At 70.5% G+C, this 24,264-nt stretch carries 23 protein-coding genes; 10 read left to right on the top strand and 13 right to left on the bottom strand.

The features are described from left to right. Positions 1–234: 234 nt before the first annotated feature. The 9 genes from ACESK8_RS14285 to ACESK8_RS14325 all read right to left on the bottom strand — a co-directional run bounded on the left by ACESK8_RS14285 (position 235) and on the right by ACESK8_RS14325 (position 10,477). Positions 235–1,200: an aldo/keto reductase gene (locus ACESK8_RS14285; protein WP_372969218.1), complete on the bottom strand. Its 966-nt coding sequence runs from the start codon at positions 1,198–1,200 to the stop codon at positions 235–237. Next, the gene (locus ACESK8_RS14290) at positions 1,200–3,275 is read right to left on the bottom strand and encodes a beta-galactosidase (RefSeq protein ID WP_372969219.1); all 2,076 of its coding nucleotides are present in this window, start codon (positions 3,273–3,275) and stop codon (positions 1,200–1,202) included. The genes ACESK8_RS14285 and ACESK8_RS14290 overlap by 1 nt, the downstream gene beginning before the upstream one ends. A 64-nt stretch (positions 3,276–3,339) precedes the next feature. Next, complete coding sequence (locus tag ACESK8_RS14295; protein ID WP_372969220.1) at positions 3,340–4,341, bottom strand: LacI family DNA-binding transcriptional regulator; 1,002 nt, start codon at positions 4,339–4,341, stop codon at positions 3,340–3,342. After that, complete coding sequence (locus ACESK8_RS14300) at positions 4,334–5,470, bottom strand: ThuA domain-containing protein (protein ID WP_372969221.1); 1,137 nt, start codon at positions 5,468–5,470, stop codon at positions 4,334–4,336. Before ACESK8_RS14300 ends, ACESK8_RS14295 begins: the two co-directional genes overlap by 8 nt. Continuing rightward, complete coding sequence (locus ACESK8_RS14305) at positions 5,463–6,428, bottom strand: aldo/keto reductase (protein WP_372969222.1); 966 nt, start codon at positions 6,426–6,428, stop codon at positions 5,463–5,465. The genes ACESK8_RS14300 and ACESK8_RS14305 overlap by 8 nt, the downstream gene beginning before the upstream one ends. After that, positions 6,425–7,429 (bottom strand): ABC transporter permease, encoded by a 1,005-nt coding sequence (locus ACESK8_RS14310; protein WP_372969223.1) that lies wholly within the window; start codon positions 7,427–7,429, stop codon positions 6,425–6,427. Before ACESK8_RS14310 ends, ACESK8_RS14305 begins: the two co-directional genes overlap by 4 nt. Further along, positions 7,426–8,436, bottom strand: coding sequence for an ABC transporter permease (locus ACESK8_RS14315; RefSeq protein ID WP_372969224.1), 1,011 nt, complete (start codon positions 8,434–8,436; stop codon positions 7,426–7,428). Before ACESK8_RS14315 ends, ACESK8_RS14310 begins: the two co-directional genes overlap by 4 nt. A 40-nt stretch (positions 8,437–8,476) precedes the next feature. Continuing rightward, on the bottom strand, positions 8,477–9,565 hold the full coding sequence (locus ACESK8_RS14320; protein WP_372969225.1) for a sugar ABC transporter substrate-binding protein: 1,089 nt from the start codon (positions 9,563–9,565) through the stop codon (positions 8,477–8,479). 102 nt (positions 9,566–9,667) lie between these two features. Continuing rightward, complete coding sequence (locus tag ACESK8_RS14325) at positions 9,668–10,477, bottom strand: ATP-binding cassette domain-containing protein (protein WP_372969226.1); 810 nt, start codon at positions 10,475–10,477, stop codon at positions 9,668–9,670. A 267-nt stretch (positions 10,478–10,744) separates the two neighbouring features. Here ACESK8_RS14325 and ACESK8_RS14330 point away from each other — a divergent pair, with 267 nt between their 5' ends. The 4 genes from ACESK8_RS14330 (at position 10,745) to ACESK8_RS14345 (ending at position 15,297) form a co-directional block, all read left to right on the top strand. Continuing rightward, a complete protein-coding gene (locus tag ACESK8_RS14330) occupies positions 10,745–12,247 on the top strand; it encodes a CoA-acylating methylmalonate-semialdehyde dehydrogenase (RefSeq protein ID WP_372969227.1) in 1,503 nt (500 codons plus the stop codon). 24 nt (positions 12,248–12,271) lie between these two features. Continuing rightward, on the top strand, positions 12,272–13,453 hold the full coding sequence (locus tag ACESK8_RS14335) for an acyl-CoA dehydrogenase family protein (RefSeq protein ID WP_372969228.1): 1,182 nt from the start codon (positions 12,272–12,274) through the stop codon (positions 13,451–13,453). Further along, a complete protein-coding gene (gene mmsB / locus ACESK8_RS14340; protein ID WP_372969229.1) occupies positions 13,450–14,352 on the top strand; it encodes a 3-hydroxyisobutyrate dehydrogenase in 903 nt (300 codons plus the stop codon). Before ACESK8_RS14335 ends, mmsB begins: the two co-directional genes overlap by 4 nt. Before the next feature lie 168 nt (positions 14,353–14,520). Further along, positions 14,521–15,297 carry an enoyl-CoA hydratase-related protein gene (locus tag ACESK8_RS14345; RefSeq protein ID WP_372969230.1) on the top strand — a complete coding sequence of 259 codons (777 nt, stop codon included), beginning with the start codon at positions 14,521–14,523 and terminating at the stop codon, positions 15,295–15,297. A 214-nt stretch (positions 15,298–15,511) separates the two neighbouring features. Here the strand turns inward: ACESK8_RS14345 and ACESK8_RS14350 are convergent, their stop codons facing one another. The 3 genes from ACESK8_RS14350 to ACESK8_RS14360 are packed head-to-tail and all read right to left on the bottom strand — an operon-like array spanning position 15,512 to position 16,978. Continuing rightward, positions 15,512–15,955 carry a YdeI/OmpD-associated family protein gene (locus tag ACESK8_RS14350; RefSeq protein WP_372969231.1) on the bottom strand — a complete coding sequence of 148 codons (444 nt, stop codon included), beginning with the start codon at positions 15,953–15,955 and terminating at the stop codon, positions 15,512–15,514. Continuing rightward, positions 15,952–16,440 carry an SRPBCC family protein gene (locus tag ACESK8_RS14355; protein WP_372969232.1) on the bottom strand — a complete coding sequence of 163 codons (489 nt, stop codon included), beginning with the start codon at positions 16,438–16,440 and terminating at the stop codon, positions 15,952–15,954. Before ACESK8_RS14355 ends, ACESK8_RS14350 begins: the two co-directional genes overlap by 4 nt. A gap of 1 nt (position 16,441) precedes the next feature. Continuing rightward, on the bottom strand, positions 16,442–16,978 hold the full coding sequence (locus ACESK8_RS14360) for a MarR family winged helix-turn-helix transcriptional regulator (RefSeq protein WP_372969233.1): 537 nt from the start codon (positions 16,976–16,978) through the stop codon (positions 16,442–16,444). A gap of 134 nt (positions 16,979–17,112) precedes the next feature. Here ACESK8_RS14360 and ACESK8_RS14365 point away from each other — a divergent pair, with 134 nt between their 5' ends. The 3 genes from ACESK8_RS14365 (at position 17,113) to ACESK8_RS14375 (ending at position 20,898) form a co-directional block, all read left to right on the top strand. Continuing rightward, on the top strand, positions 17,113–17,889 hold the full coding sequence (locus tag ACESK8_RS14365) for an electron transfer flavoprotein subunit beta (protein WP_372969234.1): 777 nt from the start codon (positions 17,113–17,115) through the stop codon (positions 17,887–17,889). A 1-nt stretch (position 17,890) separates the two neighbouring features. Beyond that, the gene (locus tag ACESK8_RS14370) at positions 17,891–18,862 is read left to right on the top strand and encodes an electron transfer flavoprotein subunit alpha/FixB family protein (protein WP_372969235.1); all 972 of its coding nucleotides are present in this window, start codon (positions 17,891–17,893) and stop codon (positions 18,860–18,862) included. Between the two features lie 185 nt (positions 18,863–19,047). Then, on the top strand, positions 19,048–20,898 hold the full coding sequence (locus ACESK8_RS14375) for a cytochrome b/b6 domain-containing protein (protein ID WP_372969236.1): 1,851 nt from the start codon (positions 19,048–19,050) through the stop codon (positions 20,896–20,898). A gap of 113 nt (positions 20,899–21,011) precedes the next feature. On the opposite strand, the gene ACESK8_RS14380 is transcribed toward ACESK8_RS14375, so the two are convergent. Next, positions 21,012–21,518 (bottom strand): GNAT family N-acetyltransferase, encoded by a 507-nt coding sequence (locus tag ACESK8_RS14380; RefSeq protein WP_060928760.1) that lies wholly within the window; start codon positions 21,516–21,518, stop codon positions 21,012–21,014. Between the two features lie 130 nt (positions 21,519–21,648). Between ACESK8_RS14380 and ACESK8_RS14385 the strand changes: the two genes are divergently transcribed. The 3 genes from ACESK8_RS14385 to ACESK8_RS14395 form a co-directional block, all read left to right on the top strand. Further along, the gene (locus tag ACESK8_RS14385; protein WP_372969237.1) at positions 21,649–22,209 is read left to right on the top strand and encodes an acyl-CoA thioesterase; all 561 of its coding nucleotides are present in this window, start codon (positions 21,649–21,651) and stop codon (positions 22,207–22,209) included. A gap of 4 nt (positions 22,210–22,213) precedes the next feature. Continuing rightward, positions 22,214–23,038 carry a hypothetical protein gene (locus tag ACESK8_RS14390; RefSeq protein ID WP_372969238.1) on the top strand — a complete coding sequence of 275 codons (825 nt, stop codon included), beginning with the start codon at positions 22,214–22,216 and terminating at the stop codon, positions 23,036–23,038. Positions 23,039–23,124: 86 nt separating this feature from the next. After that, on the top strand, positions 23,125–24,264 hold a 1,140-nt coding region (locus ACESK8_RS14395; protein WP_372969239.1), incomplete at its 3' end, for a proline dehydrogenase family protein.

The raw sequence follows: 24,264 nt of genomic DNA on the forward strand, positions 1-24,264 counted from the left end.
TGATGCGCGGAAGACGTGACTACCCGATCCGGTCTGAGTCTGTGTCCGCGCATCTGCAGTTGTAGTCGGTCGACGTGTCCGGTTGGTGAACGGCGGGCGAACACCCGCCGGAGCGAACGGCGGGCGAACACCCGCCGGATCGACCCCGGGCGAACACCGGATCGCCCCCCGGGCGAACACCCGCCGGATCGAACACGCCGGATCGACCACCCCGGCGAACACCCGCCGGATCGGCTACCAGGCGTAGGCCTCCGGTGCGGGTCCGCCGGGACCGGGCCAGATGCGGTCGAGCTCGGCGAGCGTCTCGGCATCCAGGGTCACATCCAGCGCCTCGATCGCGGAGTCGAGCTGGTCGATCGTGCGCGGGCCGATCACCGGTGCGGTCACGGTCGGCTGGCGCAGCAGCCAGGCGATCGCGACGACACCGGGGCGGATGCCGAGCTCGCCGCAGAACTCCTCGTACCGTTCGATGGCGGGGCGCCGTGCGCCGAGCGCGTCGAGGCTCGACCGCGAGCGGTCGGACTTGGCGAGCACCCCGCCGAGCTGTCCGCTGGCGAGCGGCGACCACGGCAGCAGCCCCATGCCGTACTCCGCTGCTGCCGGCACGACCTCGAGCTCGACCACGCGCTGCGCGAGGTTGTAGACCGACTGCTCGGTGACGGGGGCGGGGTAGCCGGATGCCGCGGCGATCTCCTGCACGCGTGCGAGGTGCCACCCGGCGAAGTTGGAGCTGCCGAGGTAGATGATCTTGCCCTGCTCGCGCAGCGTCGCGAAGGCGCTGAGCACCTCGTCCAGCGGCACCTCACGGTCGATGTGATGCATCTGGTAGAGGTCGATCCGGTCTGTGCCGAGGCGCCGCAGCGACGCGTCGACGGCGGCGCGGATGTGCAGCGCCGACAGCCCGCGGTCGTTGGGGCGGGTGCCCATCGACCCGTGCACCTTGGTCGCCACGACGAGGTCGTCGCGGTTGCCGCGCTCCTGCATCCAGCGTCCGAGGATCTCCTCCGACTGGCCGGGCAGGTCGCCCCACGGCCGTCCGCCGTAGACGTCGGCGGAGTCGATGAAGTCGACCCCGGCCTCGACGGCGCGGTCCATGATCGCGTACGACGCCTCCTCGTCGATCACGGGGCCGAAGTTCATGGTGCCGAGGGCGAGGCGGCTGACCTTCGCGCCGGCTCGTCCGAGACGTGTGTACTGCATCAGCTGTTCTCCTTCTGTGAATCCTGCGGAACCTGCGACACCTGGCTCGGCGACGCATCCGTGTCGATGAACGCCCACCCGAACGCGCCGAGCTCGCGGTGAGCGTCGGTGGCGCCGGTGAGCAGGTCGGTGCCGTGCACGGCGACGGTGACGGGATCCGCACTGTGGTTGATGACGGTGAGGATGCGGCCGCGCCGGGCGATCTCGACGTGCTCGGGCAGCCCTTCGATCTCGGCGGTGACTCCGACCTCCGCGGCGAGCCAGCGCAGCACGGCGGTCATGCCCGCGTCGTCCGGGATCGTGGCGAGGTAGTAGCCGCGACCTGCTCCGAACTCGTGGCGGGTGAACGCCGCGCGCCCTGCCGTGCGCCCTTCGGTGAAGCGGCCGATGACCTCGGCATCCTGCACGAGCAGCTCCTCGGCGAAGTACTGTCCGACGATCCGGCCCGCCGGTCCGTCGAGCGGAGCCTCCGACTGGCCGGGGCCGTCGGGCACGGCGTGGCTCGCGACCTCGCCTGCCGAGTCGGCGGACCGCACGGATTCCGGGGCGACGAGCGCACCGAAGTCCTCGAGCGCGACGCCGAGAGCGTCCCGCAGCGACACGAGGAAGCCGCCCTCGCGGAAGGCGTCGTCCTGATCGACGACGTCGCTGAACGCCGATACGAACAGCGATCCGCCCTGCTCGACGTACGAAGTGAGGTTCGCCGCGCCCTCGTCGCCGAGCAGGTACTGCTGCGGGGCGACGACCAGGGCGTAGGCGCTGAGGTCGCTGGTCGTGTTCACGATGTCGACCGCGAGGTTCTGGCGGTGCAGGGCGGCGTACCAGCGGTGCGCGAGGGTGAGGTAGTCGAGCGCGATGGGGTGGTCGCGCCCGTCGATCGCCCACCAGTTCTCCCAGTCGAAGACGAGGGCGATCTTCGCCCCCGAGGCGACGTCGGGCAGGTCGGGCAGCTGGGCGAGCTGACCGCCGAGCTCGACGACCTCCCGCCACGTGCGCGTCTCCAGCCCTGCCTGCGGCACCATCGCCGAGTGGAACTTCTCGCTGCCCCGCCGCGACTGCCGCCACTGGAAGAACATGATGCCGTCGGCACCGCGGCCGACAGCCTGCGCGCTGATCGCGGCCATCTGGCCAGGGGCCTTCGGCGCGTTGGTGGGCCGCCAGTTCAGGGCGTTCGTCGACTGCTCGGTGAGGATCCACGGCACCCCGGGCTTGAGGCCGCGCATCAGCTCACGCGCGAACGCCGCGCCGCGGAAAGACTCGGGGTCGTTCGGGTCGGGGTAGTTGTCGTCGCTGATCACGTCGACCTCTGCCGCCCACTTCCAGTAGTCCGCGGGCGGGAACGCCCCCATGAAATTGGTCGTGATCGGCTGCGTCGCCCCCGAGGCGCGGATGATGTCGCGCTCCATGACGAACAGCTCGAGCAGGGTGTCGGAGGTGAACCGCTTGAAGTCGAGCACGCTCGTCGGGTTGATGCTGTACGGCGCCTTGCGCGGCGGCACGATCTGGTCGAAGGCGGTGTAGCGCTGAGACCAGAAGTCGGTGCCCCACGCGTGGTTGAGGGCGTCGATCGTGGTGTACTTCCGCTCCAGCCACACCCGGAACGCATCGCGGGCCGAGTCGGAGTAGTCGTAGTGCAGGTGGCATCCGTACTCGTTGTTCACATGCCAGAGCACGACTGCAGGATGCTGGGCGTAGCGCTCTGCCAGAGCCGTGACGAGCTCAGCGGCCAGACGTCGGTAGACGGGCGAGGAGGGCGCGTAGGCCTGGCGACTGCCGGGCCAGAACGTCGAGCCGTCGGCATCCTGAGGAAGCATCTCGGGGTACGCGGCGGACGCCCACGGGGGAGGGGATGCCGTGGCGGTGGCGAGGTCGACCTGGATGCCGCCCTCGTGCAGCAGGCCGATGATCTCGTCGAGCCACTCCCAGTCGAACTCGCCCTCGGCCGGCTGGATGCGCGACCACGAGAAGATCCCGAGGCTCACGAGCGTCACCCCTGCCTCGCGCATGAGCCGGACGTCTTCCGGCCACACCTCTCGCGGCCACTGCTCGGGGTTGTAGTCGGCGCCGTAGTGCATGGGTCTCCTGGGTCGGTGGTCGAAATGACCGGGTCAGTGGTCGAATGACGGGTGCGGGATGATCTCAGCGGGTGCGGGTCGAGGCGCGCACGACGAGCTCGGGCAGGAAGCGGGCCTCGACGGGGTCGTCCGAGCCCCCGAGGTGGTGCATCAGCAGCTCGATCGCGCGGGCACCCATCTCCCGCGCCGGCTGGCGGACCGAGGTGAGGGGGACGACGGCCGCTCCGGCGAACTCGATGTCGTCGTATCCGACGAGCGAGATGTCCTCCGGCACCCGCAGACCGCGGCCGACGAGGCCCTGCAGCAGGCCGAGGGCAAGGTGGTCGTTACCGGCGAAGATGCCGTCCGGCCGCTCCGACTCGGGCAGCTCCGCGATCCGCTCGCCGATCTCGCGTCCGAGGCCCGTGTTCAGAGTGGTCGTCTCGATGAGGGTGGTGCGCACGCCCGCGGCATCCGCGACCTCGTGGAGTCCGGCGAGACGCTCGCTCATCTGCTCGCGCGCTCGGGGGCCGCCGATGAAGGCGAGGTGGCGGCATCCGCCGTCGAGCAGCGCCTGTGCGGCGATGCGTCCACCGAGCCGGTTGTCGACCGAGACGGAGGAGAACTCGCCACGCGGATGCCGCTGGTCGACCAGCACGACCGGAACCCCACGACGGCGGAAGCGCTGCAGGTACTCCTCGTGGTACTCGACGGGGGCGATGAGCACGCCGTCGACACGCTGCCGCTCGAACAGGTCGAGGTAGCGCGACTCGCGTTCGGCGGAATCGAAGCCGTTGCCCACGATCACCGAGTAGCCGGCGGTCAGCGCCTGCTCCTCCGCGCCGAACGCGAGATCGGCGAAGAACGGGTTGGTGATGTTGATCACCGAGAAGCCGATCGCGTCGCTCCGCCCCGCCTTGAGCTGTCGGGCGGCGATGTTGGGCACGTAGCCGAGCTCGTCGACGGCGGCGGCCACGCGTGCCGCCGCGGATTCCGAGACCAGCTCCGGCCGGTTGAGCGCGTTCGAGACGGTGCCGATCGAGACGCCCGCGCGTTCCGCGACGTCTCGGAGGCCGATGTCAGGCATTCCGCTCCTTCTGCGTCCGGGCCAGTGCCCTCAGGTCGTCGAGCAGCCGCACGCGATTGTCGAGCTTGACGGTCGACGGGCCGTGCACGACGACGGCGCGCCAGTCCGCTCCGAGCAGGATGGCAGATCCAGCGCTGTCGCTGCGCCATTCGCCCCGTTCGGCGACGAGCACGAGCCCGGCCGCGTCGGAGCGGAGCAGCCGTCCGCCCACTTCCGCGTCCGGCAGCTCGACGCGCAGCCCGTCGACCTCGGGGACGACTCGACCCACCGCGCGGCCGTGGCTGTGCAGCAGCGCGCCGCCGCTCCGCAGGCGCTCGAGCAGGAGGTATCCGGATGCCAGCAACTCGCCGTCGTCGAAGCGGTCGGCGAATCCTGTCGCGCCGGGGTCGCTGCCGGACGCGGCCAGGGCGATCAGCTCGTAGTCCAGCGCGACGGCGTCGAGATCCGCATCGAGGTTCGGGGCGTCGGGCGCACTCACCTGATGCTCCGCACCCGTGAGCTCGTCGACCAGGGCATGGATCAGCATCCGCGTGCCGGGCGCACGGTACGCCTCGACCCCGTGTCCGAGTGCCGAGTAGGCGACGCCCCCGTGCCCTTCGCTGCCCTCGCGAGACCACGCGAGGGCGTGTGCGATCCCGTCGTCGGTGTGGATCGCGCGGAGCGCGGAGCCCTCCCCGACCTCGAGGTGCGAGTAGCGCTCGTCGTACACCCAGAACGGGGCCTGCGTCGTCGAGGGCTGGACGAGACTCGATCCGATCTGCGGATGCATGCTCACCCCCGGCACCCACCGGCCGCCGAGCAGCTCGGCCCAGCGCGCATCATCGCGGAACGCGAGAGACGACGAATGCACGGCGAGCAACGGGATGCCCGAGGCCACCGCCGCGAGGATCGGATCGAGCACGGCGCTCGCCGCAGCGGCATCCACCGCCAGGTCACCGCTGATGTTGACCACGAGCAGCGCCGCATCCGCCAGCGAGGCGCCGCCGGCCACGTCGTCGGTGTCGAGCCGGCGCACCGGCATCCGCTCACCGAGGATCTCGGCGAGTGCAGCGCTGGTCGCGGGCAGGCCGTGCCAGGGGTCGGCGTGCGCGCCCACCCCGGTGACGATGAGGGCGGGGAGCTCAGTCATCGATCCACAGCTCCCTCGGCGGCCGCAGCGCGTCCAGCTCGTCCCAGAGCTCGTCGGGGACGACGGTCTCGGCCATGCGGACAGTCTCGTCGAGCTGGGCGGGCGTGACCAGCCCGCACACGGTCGAGTGGATGCGGGGGTCGCGCAGCGAGCTCTGCAGGGCGGCGACGATCAACGGCACGCCGTGGCGCTCGCACGCGGCGCCCATCGCGTCGATCGCCGCGAGCAGCGCGGGTGCGGCAGGGGCGTAGTGATAGCGGTCCGAGGTTCGAGGCCAGCTCGCGAGGATGCCGCCGCCGTAGATCGCGGCGTTCACCACGCCGAGGCCCGCGGTGGCCGCCGCGTCGAGCAGGCTGTCGGCGGTGCGGTCGACGAGCGTCGCGCGGTTGTGCGTGATGAGCACGTCGAAGACGCCTGTCTCGACGAACCGCGTCAGCATCCGCGCCGGCCCACCGGAGATGCCGATGAAGTCGGCGTAGCCCTCGTCGCGGAGCGCCTGCAGTACCTCGACGGGCCCGCCGGGAGCCATCGCCGCATCGAAGCCGATGTGCTCGGGGTCGTGCAGATGCAGGATCGGCACCCGGTCGATGCCCAGACGCTCCAAGCTCTCGTCGAGGGAGCGCCGCATGCGGTCGGGGTCGAACGAGTCGGTCGTCGGATCTCGGTCGAGCTTCGTCTGGATCACGAAGCCGTCCGGCACGCCGCCCGCCCGACGGACGGCGAGCCCCAGTCGGCGCTCGCTCTCGCCGTCGCCGTAGTTGTTCGAGGTGTCGATGAAGTTCACCGGGCTGTCGAAGGCCGCGAGGGTGAGCTGCACGGCATCCTCCTCCGGCACCGTGAGGCCGTGCACGGGGGAGGAGACGCCCCAGGCCGCGGTGCCGATGCAGAGGGGCGACACGGCGAGCCCGGTGCGGCCGAGGATGGTGCGCTCGAGCGTCGGTCGATGGTGGGCGCTCATTCGAACGCATCCCCACCGCGGAAGCGGTCGACGAGCACGGCGGCGAGCAGGATCACCGCGACGATGAGGTCGAGGTAGTCCGGGTCGATGAAGCTCACGTTGAGGATGTTCGTGATGCCGGCGACGACCAGCAGCCCGAGCAGTGCGCCGATCGGGTTGCCGACACCGCCGCGGGTGATCGAGTAGCCGCCGATCATCAGCGCCGCATAGATCTGGAACTCCAGCCCGGTGCCGAGGATGTTGGATGCCGAGCCGAGCTGGCCGACATAGAAGATGCCGCCGATCGCCGCGCCGACCGCGCTCACGATCAGGGCGATCACCCGCACCCTGACGACCGAGATGCCCGCGCGCTGGGCGGCCCGCGGGTCGCCGCCGACGGCCTGGATCTTGCGCCCGATGCGGGTCTTCGAGACCACTCCGGCCGCGACGAGAGTGAGCCCCACGCCGATGAGCAGCAGCGTCGGGATGCCGAACGTGGTGCCCTGCGTCACGTCGTACAGCGGTTCGATGAGGGTGGTCGGCGGCGCCTGGACGACGATGGCCTGGCATACGCCGCGCAGCAGCGTCAGCATCCCCAGTGTCACCGCGAGCGGTTCGGCCCCGAGACCGACGATCACGAACGCGTTGATCGAGCCGACGACGACGCCGAGCACGACCGTCACGCCCGCGGCCATCCACGGGTCGATGCCCGAGGCGACGAGCTGATTGAACGCGACGGCCCCGAAGCCGACCATCGATCCGATCGACAGGTCGACGACGCCGGCGAGCAGCGCGAAGGATGCCAGGACGCCGACGATGAGCGGGATGGCCACCGCGACCCCGACGATGCGCACGTTGGAGGCGGAGAAGAAGGAGGGCCCGACCGAGACGGCGCCGATGATGACGACCGCGGCGAGCATCAGGGCGATGCTGCCGACGGGACCCTTGAGGTACGAGAGCACCCGGGCGAGCAGGGGCGGGGGTGTCTGCACCTCGGATGCCGGGGCGAATGCCGTGGTCATCGTGCACCTCTCTTGATGCGGAAGCCGTCGATGCCGACGGCGAGGATGAGCAGCGCGCCCTGGAAGATCAGCGCGAATGCCGGCGGGAGTCCGAAGAAGGCGATCGACACAGGGATGGTCGAGAGAAACCCGACGCTGAGCAGCAGCACGAGGAAGTTGCCCTTGCCGCCGGAGAGGCTGATGCCGGCGAGGATGACGGCCGCGATCACGATGAGCTGGTAACTCGCTCCGGCGTTCGGGGTGAAGCTCGGGGTGACCGAGGCGAACAGCACACCGGCGACACCGGCGACCGCTCCCGCTCCCGAGAACGTGGCCAGGCGCACGCGGCGCAGCGAGACGCCGCGGGCGCGGGCCGCCTGGGCGTTGCCGCCGACGGCGGTGAGCCGTCGACCCCAGCGGGTCCAGGTGATGGCGAGGCCGGCGAGCAGCACGATCACGAGCATCGGCCAGAAGACGTTCGGGAGGCCCAGGAACTGACCGAGTCCGAAGGCCCGCAGCGCGGACCCGGAGGGGATCTGCGCCGACTTGAAGCCGATCATCATGATGGCGAGGCCGCCGAAGCCGGTGGCCAGCGTGACGATGATCGGGTTCAGCTTGCCGTACACCACGATGAGGCCGTTGAGCAGACCCCAGGCGCCGCCGGCGACGACGCCGCAGAGCACGGCGAGCAGATCCGGCACGCCGGCGCCCAGCAGTGTGACGGTGGCCCACGCGCTCACGACGAGCGCGACGGGGAGGCTGAGATCGAGCAGGCCGCCGCCGATCACGACGATGCCCTGCGCGACGGAGAGGACGCCCGAGATCGCCATCGTGAAGGTGATGGCGAGCAGCGACTGGCTCGACAGGAAGTCGGGGCGGACGATGGTGGTGGCGGCCGCGAGCAGGAACCAGACCGCGGCGATCGTGAGCGCATCGCGCAGTGCGGTGCGGCTCCCCGCATCCGAGCGTGCTGTGCGCACGCCCGGACGCGGGGCGGCCGGATCGGCCGTGAGGGTGGGAGTCGTCATGTGAGTCTCGTTCTTCTCGAGACCGATCCGGGAGGAACGGTTAGTTCTTGCAGTAGAGGTCGTAGAGGGTGGTGCCCTCCTCGGCCTGGGCGATCTCGGCGACGCGCTCCTCGATGCCGGGGATCGCGGCGGCCTCCTCCTGGGTCACGGCGCACGGCTGCACGCTCACTGCCGCGTCGTCGCCGGTGTCCTTGACCTCGGGGGCGTCGCCGTCGGCGATGGCATCCAGGATCTCGAACGCGTAGGCGGCGTACCCCTCGAGGAAGTACATGACGCTGCCGGCGAGGTTCGGGTCGACGTTGTCGCCCGTGATCAGGCCGCCGTCCTGGCCCCAGCCCATGATGTTGGCGTCGCGTCCGAGCTGCGTGGCCGCCTGCAGGGCGCCGACGACCGCCTGGTCGTTGAGTCCGACGACGAGGATGTTCTCGGCATCCGGGTGCGCGGCGAAGACGCCGGGGGCGTTCTGCAGCGAGGTGGTGAGGTTGCCGTCCGCCTCGTACGCGACGTACGCGTCCTCGGGGATGTCCGGGCAGACCTCGCCGATGGCGGTCGCGGCGTTGCCGGTGCGCCAGGTGTCGATCTGTCCGGCCGCGGTGCCCTGCGCCGAGATGACGAGGTCGACGTCGCAGTCCCACTCCGACTTCGCCAGCTCACCCAGCGCGGTGCCGCCCTCGGTGCCGGCGGCCGCGTTGTCGATGCCGACGAAGTACCAGCCCTCCTGGGCGATGTCGAACGTGATGACGGGGATGTCGGCGTCGGCGTATTTCTTCGCGATGACCGGGTTCGCCTCAGGGCGGCCGTTGAACATCATCACGGCGTCGACGCCCTGCTGCACGAACAGGTCGGCGTTCTTGACCGCGGTGGCCTCGTCGCCGTCGTTGCTGAGCTCGACGTACTTCCAGCCGCGCTGCTCGGCGAGGGCCTGGGCGACGTCGCCCTGGTAGTCCTGCCAGTCGGCGTCGGCCTGGCCGCCGACGGCGAAGCCGAGGGTGAACGTGTCGTCTCCGCCGTCGCCGGAGCCGGAGTCGCCTGACCCCTGATCGGCGCAGCCGACCATGGCGATGCCGGCGACCAGGGCGACGCCGGCGCCGAGCAGGCGCAGGGCGGTGCGGGATGAGTGATGCGTCATTGCAGTGCTCCTCGTGATTCGGGTGTTCGGGGGTGGTGCGGTGGTGGTGGTGATGTGGTGGTGGTGCGGTCTTGTGGTGGTGCGGGTGGTGGGGCGTCGTCGTCAGCTGACGAGCGTCTCGGTGTCCTCCGGGGTGGGGACGTCGGCCGGGAGCGCCCCGGTGATGAGGCCGACGATGTCCTGCGCCGTGACGTCGGCGATGTCGCGGACGGCGACCGAGCGGCCGAGGCGCATGACGGTGACCCGGTCGGCCACGGTGTGCAGCTGCTGCATGTTGTGGCTCACGAGGATCACGCTCACGCCGTGCTCGCGCAGGCGGCCGATCAGGTCGAGCACCTGCTGCGACTCGCGCACGCCGAGGGCGGCGGTCGGCTCGTCGAGGATGACGATGCTGCGGCCCCAGAGCAGCGCGCGGGCGATGGCGAGGCACTGACGCTGTCCGCCCGACATGCCCTTGACCGACACGTTCACGGACTGGATGCCGACGCCGAGCTCGGCGAGGACCTCCCGCGAGCGGGCCCGCATGCCGCGGTCGTTGACGATGTTGAGGGCTTTGAGGAACGGGTTGGACGACAGCTCCTCGCGGCCGAGGTAGACGTTCTGCACCGCCGACATGGTGTCGACGAGCGCGAGGTCCTGGTAGACGGTCTCGATCCCCGCCGCGAGGGCGTCGGTCGGTCGGCGGAAGTCGACCTGCTCGCCCTCGACCTCGATCGTGCCGCCGTCGGGGATCACGGCGCCCGAGAGCACCTTCAGCAGGGTCGACTTGCCGGCGCCGTTGTCGCCGACGAGTCCCATGACCTCGCCGCGGCGCAGGGTGAGCGAGGCGTCGGCCAGCGCGGTGACCGCGCCGTAGCGGCGGGAGATGTTGCGAGCGTGGAGGACCAGATCCTGGTCGGCAGCGGATGCCATGTTCAACCTCATCGTCGAAGGGCTGAAACGAGCTTTAAACGTTTCAGGTGCATTAAAACGTTTCAGACTCTACATCGGGGTTCGCGAACCGGCAAGGACTTTTTCTCGCACTCTCGTCATCCGAATCGCATCGGCGAGCCGATCCGGCACCCCGGTCGAGTTCATTCGTACGCGTCCAAACCGAGATGCAAGGACGCCCTAGTAAATCCACGGATGCCGAAGTACCATCGACATAGTGCCAACGATGGCGCGAAGGGACATCGCACAATGACTCGTACCATTCCCCACTTCGTAGGCGGAAAGCACCTCACCCCCGAGGACGGACGCTTCGCCGACGTGTTCGATCCGAGCTCCGGACGCATCCAGGCACGCGTGCCGCTCGCCTCCGCGGCCGAGGTCGCCGACGTGATCGCGAACGCCGAGGCAGCCCAAGTCGAATGGGCGGCGACCAACCCCCAGAAGCGCGCCAGAGTGCTGCTGCGGTTCCTCGACCTCGTGCAGCGCGAGATGACCGAGCTCGCCGAACTCCTCGCGAGCGAGCACGGCAAGACGGTCGACGACGCCAAGGGCGACATCCAGCGGGGCCTCGAGGTCATCGAGTTCTCCGCCGGCGCACCGCACCTGCTCAAGGGCGAGTACTCCACCGGTGCAGGCACCGGAATCGACGTGTACTCGATGCGCCAGCCGCTCGGGGTCGTCGCCGCGATCACCCCGTTCAACTTCCCCGCGATGATCCCGCTCTGGAAGGCGGGCCCCGCGCTCGCGGCCGGCAATGCCGTCGTGCTCAAGCCCAGTGAGCGCGACCCCTCGGTGCCGGTGCGGATCGCCGAGCTGTTCCTCGAGGCGGGGCTGCCCGCCGGCGTCCTCAACGTCGTGCACGGAGACAAGGAGGCCGTCGACGCGCTGCTGACCGATGACCGCATCCGTGCCGTCGGCTTCGTCGGCTCGACCCCCATCGCCGAGTACATCTACTCGACCGCCGCAGCGCACGGCAAGCGCGCACAGTGCTTCGGCGGCGCGAAGAACCACATGATCGTGATGCCGGATGCCGACCTCGACCAGGCCGTCGACGCCCTGATCGGGTCGGGCTACGGCTCCGCGGGCGAGCGGTGCATGGCCATCTCGGTCGCCGTGCCGGTCGGGCAGGAGACGGCGGATGCGCTCGCCGCCAAGCTCACCGAGCGCGTGGCGCAGCTGCGGATCGGCCCGTCGCTGGCCGCCGACGTCGATTACGGACCCCTCGTCACGCGGGCCGCCGTCGAGCGGGTCGAGGGATACATCCAGCAGGGTGTCGACGAGGGCGCGACCCTCCTCGCCGACGGTCGAGGCTTTACGGTCGAGGGACACGAGCAGGGCTTCTACCTCGGCCCGACGCTGTTCGACCACGTCACCACCGACATGGCCATCTACCGCGAGGAGATCTTCGGCCCGGTGCTCGTGATCGCGCGCGCCACGGACTACGAGGAGGCGCTGCGCATGGCCTCCGAGCACGAGTACGGCAACGGCGTCGCGATCTTCACCCGCGACGGCGATGCCGCCCGCGACTTCGCTGCCCGCGTCGAGGTCGGCATGGTCGGCGTGAACGTGCCGATCCCCGTACCGATCGCGTACTACACGTTCGGCGGCTGGAAGCGCAGCGGTTTCGGCGACCTCAACCAGCACGGTGCCGACGCCTTCCGCTTCTACACGAAGACCAAGACGGTCACGAGCCGCTGGCCGTCGGCGGGCATCCGCGACGGTGCCAGCTTCGTCATCCCGACCATGCACTGACCTCGACGCCCACAAGGAATCGACATGACCATGACCACCGTCACCACCACCGCCGAAGAGCGCGAGGCCATCCTCGACGCCGTGCGCGACTTCGCCGAGACCGAGCTCGCGCCGTTCTCGGCCGAGCGCGACGAGAAGCACATCTTCCCGCGCGAGTCCCTCGGCAAGGCCGGGGAGCTCGGCCTCGGCGGCATCTACGTGCGCGAGGACTTCGGGGGCACGGGGCTCAGCCGCTCCGACACGGTCGCGATCTTCGAGGAGCTCGCCCAGGGGGACACCGCGGTCGCCGCGTACATCTCGATCCACAACATGGTGGTGTGGATGATCGACACCTACGGCGACGACGCGCAGCGGGGCCGGTGGCTGCCCGCACTGACCGCGATGCAGGAGTTCGGCGGCTACTGCCTGACCGAGCCGGGCGTCGGATCGGATGCCGCGAACGTCGCCACCAGCGCCGTGCGCGACGGTGACGACTACCTGATCACCGGCGTGAAGCAGTTCATCTCGGGCGCCGGAGAGGCCGCGGTCTACGTCGTGATGGCGCGCACCGGAGAGCCGGGAGCCCGCGGCATCAGCGCCTTCCTTGTTCCCGGTGACGCCGAGGGACTCAGCTTCGGGGCTCCCGAGAAGAAGATGGGCTGGCACGCCCAGCCCACCCGGCAGGTCATCCTCGACGGGGTGCGCGTGCCGGCATCCGCGATGCTCGGTGAGGAGGGGCGTGGCTTCGCGATCGCGATGTCGGCGCTCAACGGCGGCCGGCTGAACATCGCCGCGTGCTCCCTCGGCGGCGCCCAGTGGGCGCTGGACCGCGCCGTGCAGTACGTGCACGAGCGGGTGGCGTTCGGCGAGCCGCTGGCCGAGAAGCAGTCGATCCTCTTCGCGATCGCCGACATGCGCACCGACCTGCAGGCCGCGCGGCTGATGGTCCGCGACGGGGCCCTGGCGGTCGACGAGCAGGCTCCGGACGCCACCATGCGCTGCGCGATGGCCAAGCGCTTCGCCACCGATGCCGCGTTCGACGTCGCCAACCGCGCCCTGCAGCTGCACGGCGGCTACGGGTACCTGCAGGACTACGGGATCGAGAAGGTCGTCCGCGATCTGCGGGTGCATCAGATCCTCGAGGGGACGAACGAGATCATGCGACTCATCGTCGGGCGGGAGATGCTGCGACCGGCGGGGTCGGCCTCGATGCGGAGCGCGTCATGACCGAGGCGTCGACCGTCCGGATCGCGTTCCTCGGTCTCGGCCACATGGGCCTGCCGATGGCGCAGAACCTCGTCGCCGCGGGGCACGAGGTGCACGGGTTCGACCTGGTGCCCGCCGCGATCGAGGCGGCGCAGGCCGCCGGAATCCCGGTCGCGGCCAGCGGAGCGGATGCCGTCGCCGACGCGGACGTCGTCATCACGATGTTCCCCGCCGGGCGGCACGTGATCGACGCGTACCGCACCGAACTGCTCGCCGCCGCGCGCCCCGGGACGCTGTTCATCGAATCGTCGACGATCGCCGTCGACGAGGCCAGGGCCGCTCACGCCCTCGCGCTCGCCGCGGGGCACCGCAACATCGACGCCCCGGTCTCGGGCGGCGTGGTCGGTGCGGAGAACGGCACGCTCGCGTTCATGGTCGGCGGGGCCGACGAGGATTTCGCCGCCGCACTGCCGGTGCTCGAGGTCATGGGAAAGCGGATCGTGCACTGCGGCGGTTCCGGCCTCGGACAGGCTGCCAAGGTGTGCAACAACATGGTGCTCGCCGTCTCGCAGATCGCGGTCGCCGAGGCGTTCGTGCTCGGCGAGCGGCTCGGGCTCGAGCACCAGGCGCTGTTCGACGTCGTCTCGCAGGCATCCGGCCAGTGCTGGTCGATCACGACGAACTGCCCCGTGCCCGGCCCGGTGCCCACGAGTCCCGCGAACCGCGACTACCAGCCCGGATTCGCGGGGTCGCTGATGGCGAAGGACCTGGGCCTCGCGCTGCAGGCGATCGAGCAGACCTCGACCGACGCCCGCATGGGGCGACTCGCCCAGCAGCTGTACGCGGCCTACGCCGACGGCGAGGGCGCGACGCGGGACTTCTCCGGCATCATCACGGACATCCGCGACGGACGTGTGTGATCCCCCGGTCCCCGCCCCTCATCGTCCCGATCTGCACACTGTGCCCCGATCTGCGGACACTTTTCCAGGATTCCTCCGCAGAACGGGGCGACGTGTGCAGATCGGGACACGGGCGGATGCCGGACACCGGCGACATACTGAGATGACCACGACGGAGAGGCCTTCACGATGACGGAATACGAGACGATCCTGGTCGAGCAGCGCGGACGCGTCGGATGGATCACCCTCCACCGACCCGAGGCGCTCAACGCGTTGAACAGCCGCCTCGCCGAGGAGGTCACCGCGGCGGCCGTCGCCTTCGACGAGGACGACGGCGTGGGCGCGATCGTGGTCACAGGGTCGGAGAGGGCCTTCGCCGCCGGTGCCGACATCAAGGAGATGGAGGGGATGACCGCCGCCGAGATGCTCGACACCGACCACTTCGGCGTCTGGCACGAGTTCGCCGCGGTGCGCACGCCGGTGATCGCGGCGGTGTCCGGCTTCGCGCTCGGGGGAGGATGCGAGCTCGCGATGATGTGCGACATCATCCTCGCCGCCGACTCCGCGAAGTTCGGGCAGCCCGAGATCAATCTCGGCGTGATCCCGGGCATGGGTGGGACGCAGCGCCTGATCCGGGCGGTCGGCTACTACAAGGCGGCCGAGCTCGTGCTGTCCGGTCGGTTCATGGGCGCCGAGGAGGCGGAGCGCTCCGGCCTCGTCTCGCGTGTCGTCCCGGCATCCGATCTGCTCGCCGAGGCCACGACGCTGGCCGAGACGATCGCATCGAAGTCGCTGCCGTCGGTGTTCGCCGCGAAGGCGGCGCTCGACGCCGCGATGGAGACGACACTGGCCGACGGGCTCGCGCACGAGAAGCGGGCGTTCGCGGCGCTGTTCGACACCGAAGACCAGAAGGAAGGCATGTCGGCCTTCCGGGAGAAGCGTGCACCCGACTTCCAGAACCGCTGAGTTCCGGTCCACAACTCCGGAAAGTCGGCCCCGGCCGGCCGCTCCGGTGGCTCTGACGCGCCCTGACTCACCGGATCTCCGGAGTTCTGGAGCAGGTCCCGCCGAGCCGCCGTTCACAACTCAGCACAGACGCCGCAGCACCGCGGCTTCTGTGGCGAATCGGGGCGCAGCGCCGTGGTTCCTGCTGAGTCGTGAACGGCGCGGGGCCGAGACCTCAGGCGCGCAGCGCCTCGACGACCTTCTCGACGCGACGCTGGCGGGTCGCATCCTGCTTCGCGTCGGCGACCGAGCGGGCGTGCTCCTTGCGGGCCGAGTACGACAGCGCGTCGAAGGTCGCGCGGAGCGCCGGGTCGGCGTCGAGGGCGTCGGCCAGCGCCGACGGCACCTCGACCGCGCGTTCGGCGGCGTCGAGACGGATGACCGCGTCGACCTCCTGGCCGATCTCCAGTCCGAGGTCGGTGCGCACGGCCTTGCTGAATCCGATCATGTTCGCCCCGCCCATGCGGGCGAGTCGCAGTCGGGCCGTGCGTCCGGAGATGGTCACGGCGACCGGGAAGGTCTTGCCGGCGCCGAACGAGGCGACCTGCTCGTCGGTGAGGACGATCGCGGCGGCCGGGCCGCGCCCCTCGAGGGTCGTGTGCAGGCGCAGTTCGCTCATGCGGGCAGTGTACGCCCGGGCCCGTCTGCCCCGGCAGCGGCCTCCGCCTCGGCGTCCAGGTGCTCGTTGCGCTCCTCGATGAGCCGCCGCATGTACTCGCGCAGGATCACCCGATCCACGAGCCGCCCGAGCGGGCCGAACGGGGAGTGGAAGACGATCGTGTCGCGCATGACCGTCCCCTCCGGATGCTCCTCGAACACATGCTCATGCAGGAACGACCCGAACGGCCCCGTGATCTGCCGATCCCGGAACCCGCGCGGCGGATCGATGTCGTACACGATCGAGCGCAGGCGGAACGGGATGCCGAAATGCCGTGCCCGCCAGGTGACGGTCGACCCCTCGCCGAACGCCCCGTCTGCGGGTGCCTCCACCATGGTCTCGCCGTATCGGGCCATCGACCGCAGGTGCAGCCCGGGGTCGAGCGCGGTCGCGAAAACCGTCTCGCGCGGTGCGCGGATCAGTCGCTCGAGCACGAACTCGGCCATGTCAGAGGGGCTCGGGCTGCGGTCTCGGGTCGCTGAAGTCGCCCGCCGCCTTGCGCATGCGCGCCACGATGGCGACGAGTTCTGCGGCGTCCGCGCTGCTGATCCCCGGGGCGGCGAAGACGTCGGCGTTCAGAGCGGCCGTGGCGCGGTCGACGAGCTCACGGCCGTCATCGGTGAGCGCGAGGAGCGCGGCGCGCCCGTCATGCGGATGCGGTTCGCGCACGATCAGTCCGTCGCGGACAAGTCGTTCCGCCGTGCTCGTCACGGTGGTCGCGTGCACCTGCAGTCGTGCGACGACGCTGGAGAGCGGCAGCCGGCCGGCGCGGCTGAACGCCAGCAGTCGCAGCATCTCGTAGCGGGCGAAGCTGAGCGCGAAGGGCTTGAGCGTCGCATCCACCCTGGCCAGCAGGAGCTGCTGCGCCCGCATCACGGAGGTGACAACGGTCATGCCCTCGGCGGCGTCGGACCAGCCGTGCGCCAGCCATTGCCGCTTCGCCTCGGCGAGCGGATCGACGGGCAACGGGCGGGGTCGGACCACGGTTCTACGCTAGGGCATCGGATGACGGCCGAGGGGCACCGCCGAGCGGCCGGTCGTTGCGTGGTCCTCAGTCGCTCCACGGGTGGAACTCAGTATCAAGGGACTAGAATCGAGGCAGTCGTGAGGAGCAATCGATGAAGATCTTCGTCCTGGTCAAAGAGGTGCCTGACACCTATGGCGATCGCAAGCTGAACCTCGAGACCGGTCTCGCCGAACGCGGCGCCGGAGACCTGGTGCTCGACGAGATCACCGAGCGTGCGCTCGAGGTCGCGCTGAGTCACGCCGACAAGAACGAGGGCACCGAGGTGGTCGCGCTCGCGATGGCTCCGGCAGGGTCCACGGCATCCGTGCGCCGCGCTCTCGCGATCGGTGCGGGTTCTGCCGTGCACATCGCCGACGAGCAGCTCGCCGGAGCGGATCTCGGTCTGACCGCCGAGACCCTGGCCGCAGCGATCCGCCGGGGCGAGCCCGACCTGGTCATCACCGGCAACCTGTCGACCGACGGCTCGGGCGGAGTGATGGCGGCCATGCTCGCCGAGCACCTCGGCTGGCCCCAGGCGACCGCGCTGACCTCGGTCGAGATCACGCCCGACGGCATCAGCGGCACGCGAGGGGCGGATGCGGGTTCGCAGCCGGTCTCGGCGCCGCTGCCCGCGGTGATCTCGATCACCGAGGCACTGCCGGACGCCCGCTTCCCGAACTTCAAGGGCATCATGGCAGCCAAGAAGAAGCCGCTCGAGGTGCTGACGCTCGACGATCTCGGGGTCTCCGCCGATCCGGCGGCCGCCCCGCGCGCGATCATGACGACGGTCGCCGAGAAGCCGCCGCGCGCGGCCGGGGTGAAGATCGTCGACGACGGCGATGCCGCCGAGAAGCTGGTGGAGTACCTCGTGCAGAACAGGCTGGTGTGACATGACCTACCCCGAGAACCCGATCCTGGTGCTCGTCGACCTCGACCCGACCGGCGCCCCCGCGAGCAGCACCGCCGCGCTCATCGGCGCCGCATCGACGGTCGGCGCACCCGTCGCGCTGGTCGTCGGCGGATCCGCGGATGCCGCACAGCAGGTCGCCGCCCTCGGAGCATCCGTCGTGCTCACCGCCGAGGCGGACCAGACCGCGCTGACCGTGCCGATCGTCGACGCACTGCAGGCCGCTTTCGCGCAGGTGCGGCCGGATGCCGTGCTCGTGTCCAATTCGATCAGCGGTCGGGATGTCGCCGGGCGCTTCGCCGTCCGCACGCGCAGCGCGCTGGCGGTCGACGCGGTCGGCGTCTCGCGCGACGACGAGGGGATCATCGCCCACCACTCGGTCTACGGCGGCGCCTATCTCGTCGATGCGGCGCCCACCTATGGCGCTCTCGTCGTCACGGTGCGTCAGGGTGCGGTCGAGGTGCGTGCCGAAGCGGTGGCGTCGCCCGCCGTCGAGGCGCTGGACGTCTCGGCATCCGGTCAGCCGGCGGCCACGGTCGGCCCCGTCGAGGCCGTCGAGGTCGCGTCGTCCCGGCCGGAACTGCGCGGCGCGACCCGGGTCGTCTCGGGCGGTCGCGGACTCGCCTCGAAGGAGAAGTTCGTGCTCGTCGAGGAGCTCGCCGACGCCCTGGGCGCGGCGGTCGGCGCCTCCCGCGCCGCGGTCGACGCCGGATACATCCCCCAGTCGCACCAGGTCGGCCAGACCGGAGTGTCGGTGTCGCCGCAGCTGTATGTCGCCCTCGGCATCTCGGGTGCGATCCAGCACCGCGCCGGCATGCAGACCGCGAAGAACATCGTCGCGATTAACAAGGATGCCGAAGCCCCGATCTTCGACGTCGCGGACTTCGGCATCGTCGGCGACCTGTTCACGATCGTCCCGCAGGTGATCGCGGGCCTCGAGGCGCGGAAGAAGTAGTCGTGGCGACACGGATGCTCAGGCGCGGGCTGCCGCGCGTGCCCGGCGGTGAGCTGTGGCCTCCCGGAGATGTGACCGTCGAGGTCGACGAATCGGATGCCGGTTCGATTGCTGCGGCTGCGGCTGCGGCTGCGGCTGAGGCTGGTGCTCAGACTGGAGTCGCTGCTGGTGCTCGGGCTGAGGCCGTGCCTGAGGTCGTGGCTCCGGTCGTGCCTGCGGGGGCCGATGCGGATGCTGCCGGTCTCGACTCGACGCCCGCCGAGGGAGGGTCGGTCGAGCGCGGCACCGCCGATTCTGCGCCCGGTGATCGTTCCTCCGGCGCGTCGACGCCGCCGGTGGCATCGTCTGCGCCGTCCGCTCCCGCCGGGTCCGCTCCCGCCGGCTCCGCTCCCGCCGACTCGTCGGCCGCTGCCGCTGTCCCCGCCGCTGTCCCCGCCGCGCTCCGCCGAGGTCTCCCTCGCACCCCCGGTGGGGATCCGTGGCCGCCGGCTGACGCGCGGCCCGCCGGATGGACGGCGACCGGTGGTGACTCTCAGGCGGTCGCAACAGGACTGGGCGCGGCCGCGTCGGCGGCGGACTCCGCCAGCCCCTCGAGCGCCGCTTTCCCCTCGAACTCCGCCGCCCCGGCGAGTATCGGCGGTCCCGCGAACAGCGCCGCACCGCCGGTCGCAGCCGAAGCTCCGTCCGCCGATCCCGCCGCCGCTGCTGCTGCCGGGGGATCGGGCGACACCGCGACCGCTGTCCGCCGAGGCCTTCCGCGCGTCGTCGGAGGAGAGCCGTGGCCCCCGGCCGGCACCGTTCCCGCAGCAGCAGCAGCAGCGACGGCAGCCTCAGGCGCAGCCGAATCGGCGGCCACACCCGCAGGCGTGGCCGCGAACGAGGCCGCTGGCACCACCGTGCCCGCGGCGTCCGTCGCGCCAGTCACTGCTGCGCCCGCCGCCGCGGCGTCTGAAGACATGGAGTCCGTCGTCGCGACATCCCTGCCATCCGACCCCGCCGCCGACTCCACCGCACTCGCCCCCGCTCCCGCGCGCACGGCAACCGCCCTCGGCGACCCGTCCATCCCGCTTCCGGCACCGCGCACAGTGTGGAACGGTAGCGCACCCCGGCACATCACGGCGTCCGCTCCGGCATCCGGTCGTCCTCGTCCGCCGTGGACGCAGGCGATCGCCGGTCTGCTCGGGGCCGCTGCTCTGGGCATCCTGGCCGGCGCCGCCGTGGCGTTCGTGCGTGCGCTGCTGAGCTTCCCGTTCATGCAGGACTTCCTCGCCGCCTTCCCCGGCGAGTACGACCCGGCCGTCGCGGTCGAGCCGGGGTTCGCGCCCTGGGTGAACTGGGCGCACTTCTTCAACGTGTTCCTGATGGTGCTGATCATCCGCTCGGGTCTACGCATCCGTACCGAGAAGCGGCCGACCGCGTTCTGGACGCCCCGTGGCGACCCCAAGGGCAAGGTCAGTCTGACGATCTGGTTCCATCAGGCGCTCGACATCCTGTGGCTGGTGAACGGCGTGATCTTCGTCGTGCTGCTGTTCGTCACCGGGCACTGGGCGCGCATCGTGCCGACCAGCTGGGAGGTCTTCCCCAACGCGCTGTCGGCCGCACTGCAGTACGTGTCGTTCGACTGGCCGACCGAGCACGGCTGGGTCAACTACAACAGCCTGCAGCAGCTGGCCTACTTCGTGACCGTGTTCATCGCGGCTCCGCTGGCCGCCGCGACGGGGTTCCGCATGTCGGGCATGTGGCCGAAGCGGGCGGAACGTCTGTCGAAGGCCTATCCGATCGAGTGGGCTCGCGCGCTGCACTTCCCGATCATGCTGTACTTCGTCGCGTTCATCATCGCGCACGTCGCGCTGGTGTTCCTCACCGGGTTCCTGCGCAACCTCAACCACATGTACGCGTCGTCCGACGCCGTCAGCTGGACCGGGTTCTGGGTCTTCGTGGCGTCGATGGTGGTCATCGCCGTCGGGTGGGTCGCCGCCCGCCCGCTGGTCATCGCGCCGATCGCCAAGCTGTTCGGCAGCGTCTCCGGGCGCTGACCCGTTCACGATTCAGCACCGATCCTGCGCTGACGTACAGAAACGGCCCCCTGCCTCAGGCAGGGGGCCGTCCATGCTGAATCGTGAACGCGAGGACCACGTAAGCGCCGGACTCAGCGCACGAAGCGGACCTCGGTCAGCGTCTCGCCGAGGAACGGCTCGGTGTGGCTGGCGCCGTCGAGCGTGAAGCCGTTGCGCGTGTAGAAGCGGTGGGCGCGGGGGTTGTCCTCCGCGACCCAGAGGTAGAGGGGCTCGTCCTTCTCGACCGCCGCGTCGAACAGCTTCTGCCCGATGCCGGTCGAGTGGTACGCGTCGAGCAGGTAGATGAAGTACAGCTCGCGGAACGCGGGGGCGTCCTTGTCGCGGGCGGGGCCGGAGCCGACGAATCCGACGATCTCGCCGTCGACGAGTGCGGCGCGCATCGTGAACTCGGGGCCCTGAGCTGCCCAGTGCGTCCACAGCTCGGCCATGCGGCGCGGCGACACCTTCTCGAGGGCGGCCTTGCTGATCAGGTGGTCGTAGGTCTCGTGCCAGCACTGCGCATGCACGCGACCCAGGGCTTCCGCATCCACATCACGGACCGGACGGACGATGACTTCAGGCTGGGCTTCGGCGCTCATAGCGTGACTCTACGCGCGGCCTCCGGGAACAGGAAATCGAGCGGATGCGGGTGCGGAGCCCCCGGGCGTCGATGGAGGTTTCGCACAACGATGTTCGGGATCCGTGCGTCGCTGGCTACGATCGATCCTCGTGAACGTGATCTGGCGCACCCTCCTCGTGATCCTCTCCGCCCGGCGCCGGGTGCGCCGAGGCAGAACCCTCGACGCGGGCTCCGTCAGCAGCATCACGCTGACGACGCTCCCCACCGACATCGACATCCTGCGCCACATGAACAACGGTCGGTACCTGTCGCTGTTCGACCTCGGCCGCTGGGACCTGCTGATCCGCACGGGACTGTTCGACGCGATGAACGAGCGCGGCTGGTACGCGGTGGTGTCGAGCGAGACGGTGACGTTCCGCAAGTCCCTGCAGCTCTGGCAGCGCTTCGAGGTGCAGTCCCGGTTCATCGGCCACGACGACAAGGCCGTGTTCCTCGAGCACCGAGCCGTCGTCGGCGGCGAGATCTACGCGCGGGCGATCGTGCGCTCGCGGATGCTGCGCCGCACCGGCGGCACCGTCAGCAACGAGGAGCTGTTCGCCGCCGTCGGCAAGCCCGAGGGCGTGCCCGAGATCGATGCGTGGGTGCATGACTGGGCCGCGGCATCCGCTCTGCCTCCCGTGCGCACCCCGGCACCGAGCGTGTGGAACTGACGCCGTGACCGATCCGTGGGGTCTCGAGACACGCGCGCCGGGGGCCGTGCTGCTGGTGGGCTACGGCAAGCTCGGGGCGCGGCTGGGCGAGCGGCTGCTCGCCCAGGGAGCCGCGGTGACGGCGATCCGTCGGAGCGCCGACACGGGGCCGATCGCGACGATCCAGGCCGATCTGCGGCATCCGCTCGAACGCCCGCTGCCCGAGGTCGACTCGGTCGTGATCACCCTGCCCCCCAGCACCGAGGGTCCGTCGATCTACCCGACGGCGCTGCGCGGTCTTGCCGACGCGCTGCCCTCCCTGCCGTCGCGCGTGGTTTTCGTGTCATCGACTCGTGTCTTCGAGGGGCGCCCGGGGGAGAGGGCGCTGACCGAGCGTGACGCGCCGGAGGTCTCGAGTGAGCGTGGCGGTGACCTGGTCGAGGGCGAGCAACTGGCGATGGAGCTCCTCGGCGCGCGGATCGTGCGTCCGGCGGGCATCTACGGGCCCGGCAGGGACTTCCTGATCCGTCGCGTGCGCGAGGGGGCGCCGGTCGACCATACGCGCCGCACGAACCGCATCCACGAGACCGACCTCGTCCGACTGCTCGAGGCGATGCTGCGCGCCGATTCCGCGCCGCCTGTGATCCACGCGGTCGATCGTGAACCCGTGCTGCTCGGCGAAGTGGTGACGCACATCGCCTCGCGTCTGGGAGTCGAGCCGCCGCCGCACCTCGATCCGGAGGTCGGGGGAGGCACGGTGCTCGACGGCAGTCTGCTGCACGAGTTCCTCGGCGACCTCGAGTACCCGACCTTCCGGGCCGGGTACGACGAGATGATCGCGGCGCTCTAGCGGCGCGACGACCCGAGAACGACGGGAACCGTCCGACGCGACCGCTGCTCCCGGGGTAGCAGACGCCGCAGTCCTAGGCTGAGGTCATGGCCGACTCGACACCCCTTCCGGACACCGGATCCGCCTCTCTCGCGGACCGCGCCATCGAGCTCGCCAGGCGCTGGGTGATCGAGGCAGCCGCCGCCGATGTCGACCCGGCCGCCGAGCGGCTCGCCGGCGTGCTGCAGGATGCCAACGGCCTGCCCTTCACGCTCGGATTCGTCGACGGCGTCATGCGTCCGGAGAGCCTCAGCGCCGCCGCATCCCAATTGCACCGGATCGCGCCGATCGTGCCCGACTTCCTCCCCTGGTACCTGCGGTCCGCGGTGCGGCTGGGCGGCGGGGTCGCCGAGCTCCTGCCGACACCCGTCGTCCCCATCGCCCGCCGGGTGCTGCGCGAGATGGTCGGCCACCTCGTCGTCGACGCCCGCCCCGCGAAGCTCGGTCCGGCGATCGCGCGGATCCGGGAGTCTGGCGCGCGGCTGAACCTCAACCTGCTCGGGGAGGCCGTGCTCGGGGATGCCGAGGCGCAGCGCCGCTTCGACGGCATCCACGAGCTGGTCCGCCGCCCCGACGTCGACTACGTGTCGGTCAAGGTGTCGGCGATCATGAGCCACATCTCGATGTGGGCGTTCGACGAGGTCGTCGACGCGGTGGTCGAGCGGCTGCTCCCGCTGTACCTGACCGCGGCGTCCGACCGCACGTTCATCAACCTCGACATGGAGGAGTACCGCGACCTCGACCTGACCATCGCGGTGTTCACGCGCATCCTCGAGGACCCGCGCCTGGCCGGTCTCGAGGCGGGGATCGTGCTGCAGGCCTACCTGCCCGACGCTCTGCCGGCGCTGCAGGAGCTCACGGCGTGGGCGCGCGAGCGTGTCGACCACGGCGGAGCCCCGATCAAGGTCAGGCTCGTCAAGGGCGCCAACCTCGCGATGGAACGCGTCGAGGCCCGGATGCACGGCTGGCCGCGGGCCCCGTACGACACGAAAGCCGAGACCGACGCGAACTATCTGCGCTGCCTCGACTGGGCGCTGCGCCCGGAGAACATCGAGGCGGTGCACCTCGGCATCGCGGGGCACAACCTGTTCGGCATCGCCTACGCATGGCTGCTCGCGGGGGAGCGCGGGCTGGTCGGGTCGGTCGGCGCCGCCGGCGCCGCCGGGGTCGGCGCGGCTGGCGCTGTT

It is taken from the genome of Microbacterium sp., assembly GCF_041641055.1.
Classification (GTDB): Bacteria; Actinomycetota; Actinomycetes; order Actinomycetales; family Microbacteriaceae; genus Microbacterium.

Excerpts from the sequence above, each read along its gene's own strand:
- ACESK8_RS14290 (WP_372969219.1), bottom strand. The coding sequence starts at position 3,275 with ATGCACTACGGCGCCGACTACAACCCCGAGCAGTGGCCGCGAGAGGTG.
- ACESK8_RS14355 (WP_372969232.1), bottom strand. The coding sequence starts at position 16,440 with ATGGCCGAGTTCGTGCTCGAGCGACTGATCCGCGCACCGCGCGAGACG.
- ACESK8_RS14295 (WP_372969220.1), bottom strand. The coding sequence starts at position 4,341 with ATGCCTGACATCGGCCTCCGAGACGTCGCGGAACGCGCGGGCGTCTCG.
- ACESK8_RS14315 (WP_372969224.1), bottom strand. The coding sequence starts at position 8,436 with ATGACGACTCCCACCCTCACGGCCGATCCGGCCGCCCCGCGTCCGGGC.
- ACESK8_RS14300 (WP_372969221.1), bottom strand. The coding sequence starts at position 5,470 with ATGACTGAGCTCCCCGCCCTCATCGTCACCGGGGTGGGCGCGCACGCC.
- ACESK8_RS14320 (WP_372969225.1), bottom strand. The coding sequence starts at position 9,565 with ATGACGCATCACTCATCCCGCACCGCCCTGCGCCTGCTCGGCGCCGGC.
- ACESK8_RS14345 (WP_372969230.1), top strand. The coding sequence starts at position 14,521 with ATGACGGAATACGAGACGATCCTGGTCGAGCAGCGCGGACGCGTCGGA.
- ACESK8_RS14370 (WP_372969235.1), top strand. The coding sequence starts at position 17,891 with ATGACCTACCCCGAGAACCCGATCCTGGTGCTCGTCGACCTCGACCCG.
- mmsB (WP_372969229.1), top strand. The coding sequence starts at position 13,450 with ATGACCGAGGCGTCGACCGTCCGGATCGCGTTCCTCGGTCTCGGCCAC.
- ACESK8_RS14285 (WP_372969218.1), bottom strand. The coding sequence starts at position 1,200 with ATGCAGTACACACGTCTCGGACGAGCCGGCGCGAAGGTCAGCCGCCTC.
- ACESK8_RS14335 (WP_372969228.1), top strand. The coding sequence starts at position 12,272 with ATGACCATGACCACCGTCACCACCACCGCCGAAGAGCGCGAGGCCATC.
- ACESK8_RS14365 (WP_372969234.1), top strand. The coding sequence starts at position 17,113 with ATGAAGATCTTCGTCCTGGTCAAAGAGGTGCCTGACACCTATGGCGAT.
- ACESK8_RS14305 (WP_372969222.1), bottom strand. The coding sequence starts at position 6,428 with ATGAGCGCCCACCATCGACCGACGCTCGAGCGCACCATCCTCGGCCGC.
- ACESK8_RS14350 (WP_372969231.1), bottom strand. The coding sequence starts at position 15,955 with ATGAGCGAACTGCGCCTGCACACGACCCTCGAGGGGCGCGGCCCGGCC.
- ACESK8_RS14310 (WP_372969223.1), bottom strand. The coding sequence starts at position 7,429 with ATGACCACGGCATTCGCCCCGGCATCCGAGGTGCAGACACCCCCGCCC.
- ACESK8_RS14330 (WP_372969227.1), top strand. The coding sequence starts at position 10,745 with ATGACTCGTACCATTCCCCACTTCGTAGGCGGAAAGCACCTCACCCCC.
- ACESK8_RS14380 (WP_060928760.1), bottom strand. The coding sequence starts at position 21,518 with ATGAGCGCCGAAGCCCAGCCTGAAGTCATCGTCCGTCCGGTCCGTGAT.
- ACESK8_RS14325 (WP_372969226.1), bottom strand. The coding sequence starts at position 10,477 with ATGGCATCCGCTGCCGACCAGGATCTGGTCCTCCACGCTCGCAACATC.